11 protein-coding genes are annotated in these 16,034 nt (G+C 38.6%); all 11 read left to right on the forward strand.

Annotated elements, in window-relative coordinates; all coding sequences use genetic code 11:
* Positions 1-3: 3 nt before the first annotated feature.
* A complete protein-coding gene (locus ACSEMK_RS20505) occupies positions 4-1,230 on the forward strand; it encodes a hypothetical protein (RefSeq protein ID WP_316424212.1) in 1,227 nt (408 codons plus the stop codon).
* Positions 1,223-2,269: a glycosyltransferase family 4 protein gene (locus tag ACSEMK_RS20510; protein WP_316424211.1), complete on the forward strand. Its 1,047-nt coding sequence runs from the start codon at positions 1,223-1,225 to the stop codon at positions 2,267-2,269. Before ACSEMK_RS20505 ends, ACSEMK_RS20510 begins: the two co-directional genes overlap by 8 nt.
* A 13-nt stretch (positions 2,270-2,282) precedes the next feature.
* On the forward strand, positions 2,283-3,266 hold the full coding sequence (locus ACSEMK_RS20515; RefSeq protein WP_430914576.1) for a glycosyltransferase family 4 protein: 984 nt from the start codon (positions 2,283-2,285) through the stop codon (positions 3,264-3,266).
* 60 nt (positions 3,267-3,326) lie between these two features.
* A complete protein-coding gene (locus ACSEMK_RS20520; RefSeq protein ID WP_316424209.1) occupies positions 3,327-4,868 on the forward strand; it encodes a lipopolysaccharide biosynthesis protein in 1,542 nt (513 codons plus the stop codon).
* 1 nt (position 4,869) lies between these two features.
* Complete coding sequence (locus ACSEMK_RS20525) at positions 4,870-5,859, forward strand: polysaccharide pyruvyl transferase family protein (RefSeq protein WP_049047040.1); 990 nt, start codon at positions 4,870-4,872, stop codon at positions 5,857-5,859.
* Between the two features lie 55 nt (positions 5,860-5,914).
* Positions 5,915-7,333, forward strand: coding sequence for a mannose-1-phosphate guanylyltransferase/mannose-6-phosphate isomerase (locus ACSEMK_RS20530; RefSeq protein WP_113373495.1), 1,419 nt, complete (start codon positions 5,915-5,917; stop codon positions 7,331-7,333).
* A 16-nt stretch (positions 7,334-7,349) separates the two neighbouring features.
* The gene (cpsG, locus tag ACSEMK_RS20535; RefSeq protein ID WP_411325143.1) at positions 7,350-8,723 is read left to right on the forward strand and encodes a phosphomannomutase CpsG; all 1,374 of its coding nucleotides are present in this window, start codon (positions 7,350-7,352) and stop codon (positions 8,721-8,723) included.
* An 83-nt stretch (positions 8,724-8,806) separates the two neighbouring features.
* A complete protein-coding gene (locus tag ACSEMK_RS20540; protein WP_337071930.1) occupies positions 8,807-9,958 on the forward strand; it encodes a glycosyltransferase family 4 protein in 1,152 nt (383 codons plus the stop codon).
* A gap of 219 nt (positions 9,959-10,177) precedes the next feature.
* Complete coding sequence (gndA, locus tag ACSEMK_RS20545) at positions 10,178-11,584, forward strand: NADP-dependent phosphogluconate dehydrogenase (protein ID WP_113373497.1); 1,407 nt, start codon at positions 10,178-10,180, stop codon at positions 11,582-11,584.
* A 156-nt stretch (positions 11,585-11,740) separates the two neighbouring features.
* Positions 11,741-12,802, forward strand: a complete 1,062-nt coding sequence (locus ACSEMK_RS20550; protein WP_430914575.1) for a glycosyltransferase family 4 protein — start codon at positions 11,741-11,743, stop codon at positions 12,800-12,802.
* Positions 12,803-13,312: 510 nt separating this feature from the next.
* The gene (locus tag ACSEMK_RS20555) at positions 13,313-15,907 is read left to right on the forward strand and encodes a beta strand repeat-containing protein (protein ID WP_430914574.1); all 2,595 of its coding nucleotides are present in this window, start codon (positions 13,313-13,315) and stop codon (positions 15,905-15,907) included.
* Positions 15,908-16,034: the final 127 nt, after the last annotated feature.

Genomic DNA, 16,034 nt, shown 5'->3' on the forward strand with positions numbered 1-16,034 from the left:
AATATGAGTAGGTTAAAAGATGCACTGCTTTTCATAACATTTGCGATCCCCAAAGCAGGTGCTAAAATCGGAGGGTTCCCACTATATATTTCCCTGTTGAGTAGTATGTATTTTATGTTCATGGGAGCCCTGCATGCACTGACAAGACCGAAAGAACTTTTACTCGCATTAATACCATTAATATTATTATTGCTTTCATTTTTAATAAATCAATCTTCATACAATGCATTGTTTTTTTCGGGGTCACCATTTTTACCATTGTCATCTCAAATAGCATATATTAGTTCGATGTTTGCTTTTTTTTGTTATTATGGCGCTCTTGGTATCAACAATGCTGACAATTGGAAACGTTATTTAAAATTAATTTTTTACATCCTTGTTATTTATGCTTTAATGCAAAAGATAATTGGTGACTATACTGTGGTTATTCCTGGTATTACAGCCAATTTCCAGGATGCAGTAACGCCAAACTTTCTTGCAGACAAAAACAATATGATTTGGGGGATACATTATCTAAAAGCCACATCCACATATCAAAACGGTAATGTATTTGGCGCCAATCTATTATTAATTGGTTTCGCTGTTATTGCAAATTTAAGAAATGAGTTAAAGGGGACAATTGTCCCATTGGCTTTACTTGGAATAGTCGTATTATTGACAGCCTCAGCATCTATATATCTTGGTATGATTGGCGCGCTTTTATGGATGTTTTTTACCGCAGAAAAAAAATCACCAATGGCATTGATAATAATGCTACTTGTAATCGTAGCCTCGGTAGTCATGTTTTTAATTTTATTAAATACCGATAATATTTTTTCAAAAATAATTTATGAAAGATTGGTTAACCGTGACCTAAGTCAAGGGAGCGGAAGAATTGAAAAGATTATATATTATATCGATATTATTACAGAGCACCCATTAATACTGCTAAATGGTATGTTATCTTACAACAGAACGTTTTATGAGATTTATGAAGTTCTCCCAGCTTCAATAGCGCAAATTTTTGGTGTGCCAATGATGTTATATTTCTTGAGTTTTATTTTTCTTAAATTAAAACCGTTGTTAAGATCGCCTTATATTCTGCCATTTGTCGCATATTTTTGCGCTGCATTATCAGATGGTGCTTTTTGGCTGCCCCCGACTGCAACAAATCTATTTATCATGATGGGGTTGTGTACGGTTTGGTTTAACCAAGATTATAAAAATAAAACTGAAGGTGCAAATGATTAATAAATTTAAAACAGCGGTTGTATTTACTGCATCAATCGTGGGTGGTCATGAATTAATGACCATAGCTCATATAAAAAGATTCCTTAATAAAGGGATTGATTTATCATGTTTTGTACCAGATGATAATTCACAATTAAAAAAAATCCTTGCGAATCAAGGTGTGGAATATAATACGCATGCGATTTGTCATAAAAGATTAGAAATCCTTCACTCTTTTTTTAATCTCAAATATAGAACACTGGCAAGGAATTTCTTAAAAAAAATAAGTACTGATTATGACTATATTATCATTGTTCAAGGTGATATTGAGTTAGGGTCTGTTTTCTTAAATGAAGGGGTTAGGGTTTGTAGGGAACAAATAATTAGCTATATCCCTTACACACATAGTTTTTCTTTAATGGGAAGTAAGCTTTCCTTGATTAAAGATATTCTATCAAGAAGTGTTTATAAAAAATGCGACAAATATATCTCTATTAGTAATATATTTGCTAGTGAGCTTACAAAAAGAAACCCAAATGCTGCTGTTAGAGTGTTGCGTAATGTTATAGTTAATTTTAACCCTGAAAATATAAGAGGGAGTGGTTACACTTACCGTCCCAAGGAAAATGAATTTGTTTTGCTTATGGCTGGAAGGGTCTATTTTCGGCAAAAAGGACAACACTTACTAGTTGGCGCTTTAAAAAAAATTAATGTCAAGAAAAATATAAGAGTTAAGGTTATTGGTGATGGTCCAGACCTTAACAAAATGAAAGAGATGTCAGACGCATTGAGTTCTAATGTGACTTTTGAATACATGGGCTGGAAGAATAATATATGGGACCATACCAAAGATGTGGATGCATTAGTTTTACCTTCATTGTATGAAGGGGTACCGCTTGTAATGCTTGAAGCAATTAAGGCAAATGTCTCCATTATAGCTCCTGCTCGTGATGGTATGCGTGATTATATACCTCAGGGTTATTTATATAAAACTGGTAGTGAAGAAGAAGAAATAGAAGCATTATCGCAAAAGTTAAAAGAAATTATAAGTAGCAACTAACCAATGGATATTTATGAAAAACATTCTAATTGATGACCGATGGTCAGGTTCAGGCGGAATCGGAACATTTGCTGAAGAAATTAATAAAATAACAAATTATAAAAGTGCGGGTTTCACTGGCAAACCATTCAGCCCTGTTGATTGCATAAAAACATCATTAAAGATGTTGAAGATGCGTGATGGTATTGTTTTTTTTCCAGGTTATATTCCCCCGTTATTTACCAGGGTACCATATGTATTTACAATCCATGATTTGAATCATTTGGAACGTCCTGAAAACTCCAGCTTGTTAAAAAAAATATTTTATAAGGTTGTCATAAAAAGAGGGTGTCAAAAAGCTAAGTATATTTTTACTGTTTCCGAGTTTTCTCGACAAAAAATCATTCAATGGTCCGGAGTTCCTGCTGAAAAGGTTGTAAATGTCGGTAATGGAGTATCCAACGATTTCAGACCTGATGGGAAAAAGAAAGAGTTTGGCTATCCTTATTATTTATGTGTCAGCAACAGAAAAAGCCATAAGAATGAGGTTGGAACGATTCAGGCCTTTGCCAGAGCAGATATCCCTAAAAGCGTAAAACTTGTTTTTACTGGGAAGAAAACAGATGAGTTAGCGACTCTCATTGAAATCAATGAACTTACTGATAGAGTTGTATTTACTGGATTCGTTAAAACCGAAGAATTACCTGAGTTATACCGTGGTGCAGAAGGACTGATTTTTGTCTCCTTCTATGAAGGTTTTGGTCTTCCGGTCATTGAGGCAATGGCCAGTGGTGTGCCCGTTATTACTTCCAAAACAACCTCCCTCGGAGAGGTCGCTGGCGATGCAGCACTGGTGGTCGACCCTGAGAATATACAGCAAATAGCAACAGCAATATCTAAATTACATTCTGATATTGAACTTAAAAACCAACTTATTAGAAAAGGCTCTAAACAGGTCGGTAAATATTCGTGGAGTGCTACCGCTGAACTTGTTAATACGTATCTAACAAGTAATTAAGAGTATAGAAATCGTAAAACAAGAATTAATTTTTCTGTGTTGACGATAATGTTGGTAAAAATGAGTGAAAAATACGCTACAAATAAAAAAATAGTTGCAAAGAACACATTCATGCTTTATGGCAGGATGCTACTGATAATGTTTGCAACTTTTTATACCTCACGCTTGGTTTTAAATGCGCTTGGGGTTTATGACTTTGGGCTTTACAGTGTCATTGGCAGTATTATCGTTTTATTTTCGTTCATTCAAAACGTGTCGGCTTTGGCAACTCAAAGGTTCTTGTCAGTTGGTTTAGGTAGAAGGGATTTTTCCTGGACTAAAAGAGTATTTTCGACAAGTATATTGGTCCATTTTATAATATGCGGTGCTGTTTTATTCCTCGCTGAAACAATTGGCTTATGGTTCTTAATCTATAAATTAAGAGTTCCTGCTGAGCGTATGACAGAAATATTTTGGGTGTATCAACTATCTGTCGTATCTCTCCTCGTTCAGATAATGCAAACACCATTTATCGCAGCTTTAATCGCTACTGAAAAAATGGATTTGTTTGCAAAAATAGGGATATTTGATGCCATTCAGCGTTGGGGGATGGTGTATTTATTTACCTTATTTGATTTCGACTCGAAATTGATATGGTATGCTGCGTTCTTGCTTTTTGGATATATTTCAGTGTATTTTGTCTATTTTGTTAACTGTATTAGAAAAATAGATATATGCACTGTAAAGGTGAGTTTCAAAGAAAATAAAGAACTGCTTAAAGAAATATTAACCTTCTCGAGTTGGTCCATGATGGGCTCATTGAGTTTAGTTGGGCTTTCTCAAGGTATCGCTCTGCTGACATATTTCTTTGTAGGTGTAGTGGCGAATGGTTCTGTTTGGTTAGCGGAGCAGGTATTGATTGCATTTAACCGTGTCATAGGTACTTTGCAAACCGCATTTAATCCTCAACTGATAAAGCAGCATTCAACTGGAAATCATGAAGAGGTTTCCTCTCTTCTGTCTTTATCATGTAAGTTGACTGGCTTTATCGTACTCATTGCAGCGGTACCTGCTTTTGTAGATGCGCCTTTTGTTATTAACCTATGGTTGAAACAAGTTCCAGAACATTTGGTGGTGTTGGTAAGAATTGTCATACTGTATGTCATCGTTGATTCTCTTTCAGGACCTTTCGTTACAGTAGCATATGCAGTGGGGAAATTGCGTAACTATCAATTAATAGCATCATTGATAATGCTTTTAACTTTAGTAGTTACATATGCTCTTTACTCATTAGGGTTTGCATTGGTCGTGGCGGTTTCGAGTCGTATACTTTGTGCAGTTGCAATGCTTATATTCAGGGTTCTGTATGTGGAAAAGGTAACAGGATTAAATAGTAAAATATTTTTTCTTAATATTTTTCCGCGATTATTATCTGTTTCTTTAATATCATTTGCAATTTCATTTTATATCAACACCGTTCTTCCTGTAGGTTTTTTAGGATTACTGCTTCTAATATCCTTAAACACAATTGCAGTGACTATACTCTTTTTCTATTTGGTGCTAATTAGTTCAGAAAGAAAATATTTAATATCTTTAATAAAGAAAAAATTAGGTAGGAAATAACATGCAAGTAAACAATACTCAATATGGCGTCCTGACATACGAAAGTGACATCTATGTCAAAAGAAACTGGATCAATCTGGGTGATTATGTACAAAGTACAGCAGCACGCCAGTTTTTACCTTGCGTGAATGAGTATATACCACGAGATCATATGAATACTTATAGTGGTAATAAAGTAAAAATGATCATGAATGCGTGGTACATGGATATACCAGAAAACTTTCCACCATCTGAAGATATAACTCCTTTATATGTATCAATCCATATTAACTCTACTATTGTAGACAAAATTTTCACACCTGCGAGTATCGAGCATTTTAAAAAGCATGCACCTATAGGTTGCCGTGATTTTTACACACGTGACTTGCTTATTTCAAAAGGAATTGATGCATATTATTCAGGTTGCATGACCCTTACTTTGGGGAATAAATATAAACGAGATAATGTAACGGATGATGTTTATTTTATTGATGTAATGTATGACTCAATGTCATTACCAGAGTTAATTAGCCAACCGTTACGTTTTGGTAAGCGCTTACTAAATGGTCGTGCATTTGAATTTAATCATAGAAGTAAAGTCCTTAATCAGTTTTTTGATAGTGAATTACTTAAGCATGCTAAATATGAAAAACAGATCATCCCGTACCTTTCTGCGGATGAAGGTTTTAAATTAGCTGATGAATTTCTTAGGAAATTAGCTAATGCAAAACTGGTTGTAACATCCAGGATCCATACAGCTCTTCCGTGCCTGGCTATGGGGACTCCAGTTATTTTTGTAAATGGTGGCTTTAAAAATAAAGTTGATAACTGCCGTTTCGATGGATTGTTTGACTTCTTTAATAGAATTGACGTCGATATGAACGCCAATGCGACTGCTAATTTTGAATTTGATGGTAAGAAAATTGGAATGAATACCATTATTAAAAATAAAACTTTGCATGAGCAATATGCTAATGAATTAGCTGATAAATGCAAAAGTTTTGTTGTTTAATTTAATTCTTAATGTCTCTATGTCGAACTGTTAATATACTAAATGAGGTTAAGTCATGATTCTCCCAGTGATAATGGCTGGAGGTACTGGAAGTCGTTTATGGCCGATGTCGCGAGAGCTATATCCGAAACAGTTTTTACGTTTACACGGCGAGCTATCGATGCTTCAGGAGACTATTACTCGCCTTAATGGTTTAGAGACTAAAGAACCTATTGTAATTTGTAACGAACAACATCGTTTTTTAGTCGCTGAACAACTACGTCAAATCGAGAAGCTCTCTAATAATATTATTCTTGAGCCCATTGGGCGTAATACGGCTCCAGCTATAGCTCTTGCCGCGTTACACGCAGTTGCACATGATGATGACCCATTGCTCCTTGTTTTGGCTGCAGACCACGTTATTGAGAATAATGAAGCTTTTCAAGCTGCAATCAACAGTGCTGTAGTTTATGCAAATCAAGGAAAGCTTGTAACATTTGGGATTGTTCCTACTGGTCCCGAAACGGGTTATGGTTATATCCAGCGGGGTAGCGAAGAACATTTTGATGATCATGTAGCTTATGATGTAAAACGTTTCGTTGAAAAACCCAATTTGCCTACAGCACAGGAATATCTAGACAGCGGTGAATATTACTGGAATAGCGGCATGTTCATGTTTCGAGCAAGTCGCTTTCTACAAGAGTTGGATGAGTTCCGTCCAGATATTCTCAGTTCATGTAAACAGGCAATGCAGACTGTGCATACCGATTCTTTACGTGACTTTATTCGTGTTGACAAAGATGCTTTCTCTGCTTGTCCTGATGAGTCAGTTGATTATGCAGTGATGGAAAAAACGCAGTCTGCATCTGTGGTACCATTGGATGCTGGTTGGAATGATGTGGGTTCATGGTCCGCATTGTGGGAAGTTAACGACAAGGATGGTAAAGGGAATTCACTATCAGGGGATGTTTTTGTCCATGATTCTTCTAATTGTTATATAAACAGCGAAGAACAACTTGTAGCTGCGGTTGGGGTTAATAATCTGGTAGTAGTTAGTACCAAAGATGCTGTGCTCGTTATTGATAAATCCCAAGTGCAGGACGTTAAACGCGTAGTTGAACATCTTAAAATGACTTCGCGCCGTGAGTATAGAATCCACCGCGAATCCTATAGCCCTTGGGGGCATAGTGATAAAGTTGTTAATACAACTAAATATCATATTAACAAAGTCACAGTTAAACCGGGCGGTAAGTTTTCATTACAAATGCATCATCACCGTGCCGAGCACTGGATTATATTATCAGGAACAGCGAAGATTACCTTAAACGATCGTGAGTTTTTACTTACTGAAAACCAGTCAACATTTATTCCTGCAGGTTCGACTCATATGCTGGAAAATCCAGGAAAAATAGCTCTTGAAATCCTTGAGATTCAGTCTGGTTCATATTTAGGTGAAGATGATATTGTTCGTCTAAAAGATCATTATGGAATTTGATTAATTGGGGAAAATGATGGAATTATTAACCTGCTTTAAAGCGTATGACATTCGCGGCAAGTTAGGCTCTGAACTTACGGAGGACATCGCATATCGTATTGGTCGTGCCTATGGTGAGTATCTTAAGCCTAAAAAAATGGTTGTTGGAGGCGATGTTAGACTAACTAGTGAATCCCTTAAACTTTCCCTTGCCAAAGGATTACAGGACGCTGGTACTGATGTTCTTGACATCGGATTATCAGGTACAGAGGAGATCTACTTTGCTACATCCTATCTCGGTGTTGATGGGGGAGTGGAAGTAACAGCCAGTCATAACCCAATTGATTATAATGGCATGAAACTCGTGCGTGAGAACTCAAAGCCAATCAGTGGTGATACTGGGCTAAGGGAGATCCAGCGTCTGGCCGAAGAGAATAATTTTGCTATAAACTCATCACAGCCTAAAGGTACTTATCAATCGATTTCAGTATTAGATGCATATATTGATAAATTATTGAGCTATATTAATCTTAATAATATTAATAGAACGCTAAAATTAGTTGTTAATTCTGGAAACGGCGCAGCTGGCCACGTTATTGATGCCCTTGAGAAGCGATTTATAAAACAGAATGTTCCTGTTGAATTTATAAAGGTGCATCATGAACCTGATGGTACCTTTCCAAATGGTATACCTAATCCATTATTACCTGAGTGCAGAAAAGATACCACTGACGCTGTCATAAAGAATAAAGCTGATATGGGGATTGCATTTGATGGTGATTTCGATCGATGCTTCCTATTCGATAATATGGGTAACTTTATTGAAGGATACTATATTGTTGGTCTTTTGGCTGATGCATTCCTTGAAAAGAATCCAGGATCTCGTATTATTCATGATCCGCGTTTAAGCTGGAATACAATTGATATTGTAAATAAAGCGGGCGGCATTCCCGTGATGTCCAAAACAGGTCATGCTTTCATTAAAGAACGTATGCGCGCAGAAGATGCGATATACGGTGGCGAAATGAGTGCTCACCATTATTTCCGCGATTTTGCCTATTGCGATAGCGGGATGATCCCATGGCTCCTTGTTGCCGAGTTGCTATGTATCAAAGATAAAACGCTGAACCAATTAGTTAATACGCGGATGCAAGCTTACCCAGCTTCTGGAGAAATCAACAGCTCCCTTAGCGATCCACAGTCTGCGATCAAACGGGTTCTTGAACGCTATCAGGGGGAAGCCCTTGATATCAACCATACTGATGGTATAAGCCTTGAGTTTGCGGAATGGCGCTTCAATCTACGTAGTTCTAACACTGAGCCTGTAGTTCGCCTAAATGTAGAGTCCAGAGGTGATGTTACTTTAATGGAAAACAAAACTGCAGAGATTTTGGCATTATTAAGGGCTTAAATTTAAATTCCTAAAGGTGCTTTGCAATTATGGAGCACCTTATATATTTTGCATGTTGAATTATAAATATACGATGGGTTTTTATGCGCGATTTAAATGTTGGTATTGTTGCTGATTGGTTTATAACTTATGCTGGTTCAGAAAAAGTTGTAGCTGAACTTATTAAATCCTATCCAGAATCGCACTTGTATTCTGTTGTGGATTTTCTCTCCTCTGAAAATAAAAAACACTTTCAGAATAAAGAAATAACCACAACATTCATTCAACGCCTACCGAAAGCGAAGAAAAAATATCAAACATATCTTCCTTTGATGCCAATAGCAATTGAGCAACTTGATGTATCAAAGCACGATGTCATTCTTTCAAGCAGCCATGCTGTTGCTAAAGGGGTTTTAACTGGTCCTGATCAACTCCATATTAGTTATGTTCATTCCCCTATAAGATATGCTTGGGATCTTCAGCATCAGTATCTTCGAGAAGCAGGTTTAGATCATGGCTTAAAGGGAATGATTGCAAAATTGATTCTGCATAAAATGCGTATGTGGGATTATCGAACTGCAAATGGCGTTGATCATTTCATTGCTAACTCTCAATTCATCGCGCGCCGGATTAAAAAAGTTTATGGGCGTGAAGCTGATGTCATTTATCCGCCTGTTGACGTCAATCGCTTCCTTCTGAATGAAGATAAAGAAGATTATTTCTTTACAGCATCACGGCTTGTCCCTTATAAGCGTATTGATCTGATTGTTGAGGCTTTCAGTCACATGCCAGATCGTAAACTCGTCGTCGTTGGTGATGGCCCGGAGATGCAAAAGATAAAGTCTAAAGCCACGGCTAACATTGAAATTCTGGGTTATCAATCAAATGAGGTCATGCAAGAGCATATGAGGAATGCTAAAGCATTTGTTTTTGCTGCAGAAGAAGATTTTGGAATTACTCCAGTTGAAGCACAGTCTTGTGGGACGCCTGTAATTGCGTTTGGAAAAGGTGGTTCACTTGAAACAGTAAGACCATTTGGTGTAGATAATCCAACAGGTATCCTTTTTGACAAACAGGATGTAGCTTCTGTCATTGATGCTGTGCAAAAGTTTGAAACGATGCAAGATCAAATTCTTCCAAATGATTGCCGCGCACATGCGTTAAAATTTTCTACCGAGCGCTTTAACCAGGAAATTGCTGAATACGTTAATTCTAAATATTCGGAGTTTATTGAAACTAAAAAAATCAATTATTAATAAATGCAGAAAAACTAAACAATTTCATATCGGTTGGCTTTTATTGCGTTAATGGTGCTGTATGTAAGAGTAGAATGCCATATTTTTCAATGGGTTATGTTTTTTATTCTTCATTTGTTAACATTTTTACACTATACGTCATACGGGCTTTGAGCTAATATAAACATCACATTTAAACTGCGAACGTGTCGCAGTGACCACACCAGACAGGAGTAAGTAATGTCCAAGCAACAGATAGGGGTTGTTGGTATGGCGGTGATGGGCCGAAACCTTGCGCTCAACATCGAAAGTCGTGGCTATACCGTCTCTGTTTTCAACCGCTCCCGTGAAAAGACTGAAGAAGTTATTGCTGAAAATCCAGGCAAAAAATTAGTCCCTTATTTCACAGTGAAAGAGTTTGTTGAATCTCTGGAAACCCCTCGACGTATCCTGTTGATGGTTAAAGCCGGTGCCGGCACTGATAGTGCAATTGAATCGCTGAAGCCATACCTGGAAAAAGGTGACATCATAATTGATGGGGGTAATACATTCTTCCAGGATACTATTCGCCGTAATCGCGAACTCTCTGCTGAAGGGTTCAACTTTATCGGGACAGGTGTATCCGGCGGAGAAGAAGGGGCATTGAAAGGTCCTTCAATTATGCCTGGTGGTCAAAAAGAAGCTTATGAACTGGTTGCGCCAATTCTTAAACAAATTGCGGCTGTAGCGGAAGACGGTGAGCCTTGCGTGACCTACATCGGGGCTGATGGCGCGGGCCATTATGTTAAGATGGTTCACAATGGTATCGAATACGGCGATATGCAACTAATCGCTGAAGCCTATGCATTGTTGAAGGGTGGTTTAAATCTTTCCAACCAGGAATTGGCGGAAACTTTCACCAAATGGAATGAAGGTGAATTAAGTAGTTATCTCATTGATATTACTAAAGATATCTTCACCAAGAAAGATGAGGCAGGTAACTATTTGGTTGATGTCATTCTTGACGAGGCCGCGAATAAAGGCACTGGTAAGTGGACAAGCCAGAGCTCTCTTGATTTAGGTGAACCATTGTCCCTTATTACGGAATCAGTTTTCGCTCGCTATATCTCGTCCCTTAAAGAGCAGCGTGTTGCAGCGTCTAAAGTATTGACGGGCCCACAAGCTAAACTTGCTGGTGATAAAACAGCATTTGTTGAGAAAGTCCGTAGAGCATTATATTTAGGTAAGATCGTTTCTTATGCTCAAGGTTTTTCTCAGTTGCGAGCAGCCTCGAATGAGTATCATTGGGATCTTAACTACGGAGAAATTGCTAAAATTTTCCGTGCAGGGTGCATCATCCGCGCTCAGTTCCTCCAGAAGATCACCGATGCATATAATCAGGATGCAAAAATTGCTAATCTGTTATTAGCTCCTTACTTCAAACAGATTGCTGATGATTATCAGCAGGCATTACGTGATGTTGTCGCTTATGCGGTGCAAAATGGTATCCCTGTTCCGACATTCTCAGCCGCCATCGCTTATTATGACAGTTATCGCTCTGCAGTATTGCCAGCAAATCTAATTCAGGCTCAGCGTGATTACTTCGGCGCACATACTTATAAGCGCATTGACAAAGACGGTGTGTTCCATACTGAATGGATTAACTAAGCCAGTAAAGTTTTACTTTCTAAGCCCTGTTTTTACAGGGCTTTTTTTTTACCTATGACTAATCAGATATTACATTTTCTTCGAAAATGGTTTTTTTAAATTTATAATCCTGTCATAATAAGTTTCTTATAATAATAAACCTCAAGTAGGTCGCTAATGATTTATGTTAATGGTCGTTTTCTTACTCAAAAACTTACCGGTGTGCAGCGATTTGCTTATGAAATGAGTCTTAGGTTATCAAAATTGAGACATGATGTTGTGGTATTGGTGCCTGATATGTCAGCCATTGATAAAAGCTATAACATTTCAAGTTTTAGTATTAAAGAAATCAAGGGGGGGAGAGGTCATTTTTGGGAACAATTTACATTACCGCTTTTTCTAAAAAAACAAAAAGATTGCGTGCTAGTCAATTTATGCAATAGTGGCCCTTTGTTTTTCAAAAGGCAGATTGTAACGCAACATGATATTACTTATATACGTTATCCTGAAAGTTTTTCATTCGGTTTCAGGCTGTTATACTCATTGTTCACTCCTGTTTTACTAAAGAATTCAAAATTAATAGTGACTGTCAGTGATTTTTCGAAAAGTGAGCTATTAAATTATTATAATTGTGATGCGAGTAAAATTCACATTATCCCGAATGCTGTAAGTAATGTTTTTTTTAAACCAGATGATAGTATGGTTAGGGTCAATGAAATATGTGAAGGTGATTACTTTTTGACCGTATCTTCGGTTAATCATCATAAAAATATTCATGGTCTTATTGAAACTTTACTATCTGCAGATTTAAATATAAATTTGAAGATAATAGGTGACAGGAACACGGTATTTAATTGTGTAAATATCAAAACTGATGACCCAAGAATAGATTTTTTGGGGCGTGTACCTGATGAAGAATTAATTGCTTTATATAGAGGCGCAAAGGCTTTTATTTTTCCATCATATTATGAAGGGTTCGGTATACCTCCACTTGAAGCCCAGTCATGCTCTTGTCCGGTTATTTCCTCAAATAGAGCGTCTCTTAAAGAGACTTTGGGGGATAGTGTGTTGTACTTTGACCCAGACTCAAAATATGAGCTTATCAAAGCGATCATTAAATTAAATAATAACGCTGACGAACGCAACCTGTTGATTGATAAGGGTAAGTCTAATGTAGAGAGGTATTCATGGGAACGTTCTGCTGAAAAGCTGAATATACTTATTGCTAAAATTTATTAATTATACACTATGGTTCGCATTAAACTTAATTAACTGCCAACAAATTTATTTTACTCATGATAATGTTAATTGTTTTAGCTAATTAACATTTATTGTTAACTCCACTTGCTTTGACCTCAAACTGCCAGCATTTGCTAATTCTGCCCCGTTTTTTACTTTTACCACACCTGCTTTTGACGGTACCCTTAAAATTTCCGTTATTCTATCAATATCTATAATGTCCTTGTTTTATGTAATGGTATCTGCCGTTGCTAATACACATTTATCTTTTTGTCTTTTTACCTACTGAATTTAGTGGGGAGTGGGGCAGTGAGATTTTAATTCATACCTACATAACTTATGGAAACTATTCGTAATTTATTTTTTTATTCTAGCGTGTTGACGGTGTGATTTTTTTAGACTTTTCTTATTAAGGGGAAGGTGCATCTATGCTGATGCAAACGCTTCCAATGAACTCCCAATAACTCTGGGCCTGGATTGCTCCTGATACGAAATTTTGAGGATTCTTAAATGGTTACTCAAGTGCTACTCACACAAAAAGCAGTTGCAGCTATACAATTTGCAATTCTTGGGAAAAACACCTATACGACGGCTTCCACCTATGATGCCGTAGCAGGCCAGTTTCGTACGGGGGCGATTAGCCAAGAACAATATATTTCTAACCTGTTAGCATCCACAGCGGGTCAGACTTTGTATTCTGGCAAAACCGATCTTGAGATAGTTAAACTTGTCTATGCGTCCATTTGGGGAAGCACCCCAGCAGATAGTGTCGCCCAAACTTTTTTAACAGGCTCAAATTTAAACGCGGCTCTTAATAATGTAATTAATGGTGTTCTGAATTATACAGGATTCGATTCTGCGACGCTAACGGCACAAAATAGCTTTGATAATGCGCTGAATAAAGCCATGTACAAAGATTATGGCTCAGCGAACTGGAATACATGGAGCGTTGCTCTAAGTAGTAAGGAGCAAGTCGAAGCTGCGTACATTTCGTTAGTGGGACGTTCAGTTGACATGGGCGGGCTTGGTGACTGGACTAATTATCTTGCCACCGGTGGTAATACATATAGTTCATTACTGACAAAATTAATTGCTTCTTCTGAGTTTCAAAGCAAAGGTTCTAATTTAACTGGCGATGCCTTTATCACGCATGTTTACCAGGGAATTTACGGCGTCGCCCCTAGTGCAGCGGTTTTAGCGCAATACAGCGCTCTCGGCACCAATAAGGCAACCATTACCCAGGCAATTATCAACGATTTACGCGGTTCTACGGCTACAGATGCGGCAACTGTAACCAATCAGCATGCCTTTGAATATCAGATTGGTACCGGGTTACTTTATAAAACTAGCGCTGTCCTCAGCGCCAGCGCTACAGGCGGCAACGCCACTGGTACAGTCAATACCAATGCTAGCCATCAGCTCACTAATGCTGAAACTGCGGTTCTGACTAACGCGCAACTCAATGCTAACGTGGCGAGCACCGTTAACCTCAAATTCGCCGATCATTTGGCAAATCTAGAAATTAATGGTTCAAGCGCAGCCACTGTTAACCTGTCCGATAATGGGGTGAACCCTGGGGTAGACATCGTTGTTAACAACGGTAGCGTGATCCTCAATGCCAGTTCCGGCGCTGATGATGTTATTGTGAGTAACCTTGTTAATATGACCACCGCCACGGCTAAGTTTAACCTCGGAACGGGTAACGATACGCTGAAGTGGGCCGGTAACTCTACTGGCGGGGCAAATACAGTGAGCACGTCTGTCACCGCTGATGGTGGAGCTGGGATTGATACCATTTCGGCTAACTTTATTACGAAAAATGTCGTTATGGGTGGGAATATTGTTACCCGAACTGCAGTTATCACTTCCAACTCTTCGCAGTTCAGTAATTTCGAAAAGCTGGACCTTGCTGGCTATGTAGGGCAGGCAACTGTTAGTGCAAGTTCTACCGCTCAGGCCCATACATTTGACTTTGGCGTATTAACGGGTAATGCATCCACCGAATCGAGTTTGACTGGTACTCTTGGGACAAATATCACCCAGGCCGGAACTTCAACAGTCGGCTCGCAGGGATTTGTGTTATCGGGCCTGGCAAGTAATGTCCATGTGATCAATGCGGCAGGTGGCAATTCCGCGCAACTTGAAGTCACAGGTAACGCGACTGCGGCAAGTAGTGTCGATATTACGTTCCGTCCAGGTATCACCGATCATTTCAATGTTAACTTCACCGCAACCAGTAATAGCGATATCAACGCAGGCTCGCTGGCCCTAAACAGCAGTGGCGCCACTGCGTTGACAACCCTGAATGTCGGCTCGGGTGGTACCGGTAGTTTCGCTAACGCTATCAGCTTGGCGGGAACCGGTAGCCAACTACAAACTATCAATGTCACCGGCGATCATTTGCTTAATCTGACGGTAGGCACAGGTTACGGCAACCTGGAGACTATCAATGCTTCGGCAAATTCCGCAGGATTGAATCTGGATGCTAATGTGGGGGGAACTGGTAAAGGAATCCTTTATCAACTTCTGACTATTCTTCCTGCTGCTGGTGTGACAACAACGATTATTAATCTGTTGGGGTTAGGTGGTGGGCATAACTTATCGGTTCAAGGAACTAGCGTTGCGGATACCTTTAAGGTTCTCGGTAACACCATTGTTTCAGGTGGTGACGGTGCGAACCTTTACCAATTGAAAGCAAGCACCGTCAACTCTGGTGTGACCATTTCAGATTTTAATAGCGGTAAAGATAGCATTTTTGACACTGCTTCAGGTCTGACTATTAACAATGATGCCACGCATACCCAGGTAGCTGATTATGGTGTACGTACGACTGATGTTGTTGACGCGTTGTTAGGTACATTGGTTGGTGGTGTGGTTGGCGGCGTTGTCGGTCTGTTAGGGCAAATCCTTGGTATCGGTGGTAACGGTGATCTCACTGCTAAGGTGGGTGTCGCGTCGGTTGTCTGGACTGATAACTCCCACGAGGCTAGTAACTACCTGATTGTTGATAACAACAACAACCATACTCTGGATGCGAACGATACAGTAGTGTATCTCAACGGGCAAACCCATCAGCAGTTGGTTGATACTTTGCACTACGCTTGAGTAGCGTGATGTGATGGCTGTTTTATAAAAAAAGGGGGGAGGATGCTCTTCCCCCTTTTTATTGTGATCTTTGTCGTATTTTTATTAACATTAATTTTTGCATGGATTATGAAAAAATATTTTTTTT

Origin of the sequence: Klebsiella sp. K-3, from assembly GCF_051207495.1 — a bacterium.
Taxonomy (GTDB): domain Bacteria; phylum Pseudomonadota; class Gammaproteobacteria; order Enterobacterales; family Enterobacteriaceae; genus Klebsiella; species Klebsiella aerogenes.

Coding starts and splice junctions, on each gene's coding strand:
- ACSEMK_RS20505 (WP_316424212.1), top strand. CDS start 4: ATGAGTAGGTTAAAAGATGCACTGCTTTTCATAACATTTGCGATCCCC.
- ACSEMK_RS20510 (WP_316424211.1), top strand. CDS start 1,223: ATGATTAATAAATTTAAAACAGCGGTTGTATTTACTGCATCAATCGTG.
- ACSEMK_RS20515 (WP_430914576.1), top strand. CDS start 2,283: ATGAAAAACATTCTAATTGATGACCGATGGTCAGGTTCAGGCGGAATC.
- ACSEMK_RS20520 (WP_316424209.1), top strand. CDS start 3,327: ATGAGTGAAAAATACGCTACAAATAAAAAAATAGTTGCAAAGAACACA.
- ACSEMK_RS20525 (WP_049047040.1), top strand. CDS start 4,870: ATGCAAGTAAACAATACTCAATATGGCGTCCTGACATACGAAAGTGAC.
- ACSEMK_RS20530 (WP_113373495.1), top strand. CDS start 5,915: ATGATTCTCCCAGTGATAATGGCTGGAGGTACTGGAAGTCGTTTATGG.
- cpsG (WP_411325143.1), top strand. CDS start 7,350: ATGGAATTATTAACCTGCTTTAAAGCGTATGACATTCGCGGCAAGTTA.
- ACSEMK_RS20540 (WP_337071930.1), top strand. CDS start 8,807: ATGCGCGATTTAAATGTTGGTATTGTTGCTGATTGGTTTATAACTTAT.
- gndA (WP_113373497.1), top strand. CDS start 10,178: ATGTCCAAGCAACAGATAGGGGTTGTTGGTATGGCGGTGATGGGCCGA.
- ACSEMK_RS20550 (WP_430914575.1), top strand. CDS start 11,741: ATGATTTATGTTAATGGTCGTTTTCTTACTCAAAAACTTACCGGTGTG.
- ACSEMK_RS20555 (WP_430914574.1), top strand. CDS start 13,313: ATGGTTACTCAAGTGCTACTCACACAAAAAGCAGTTGCAGCTATACAA.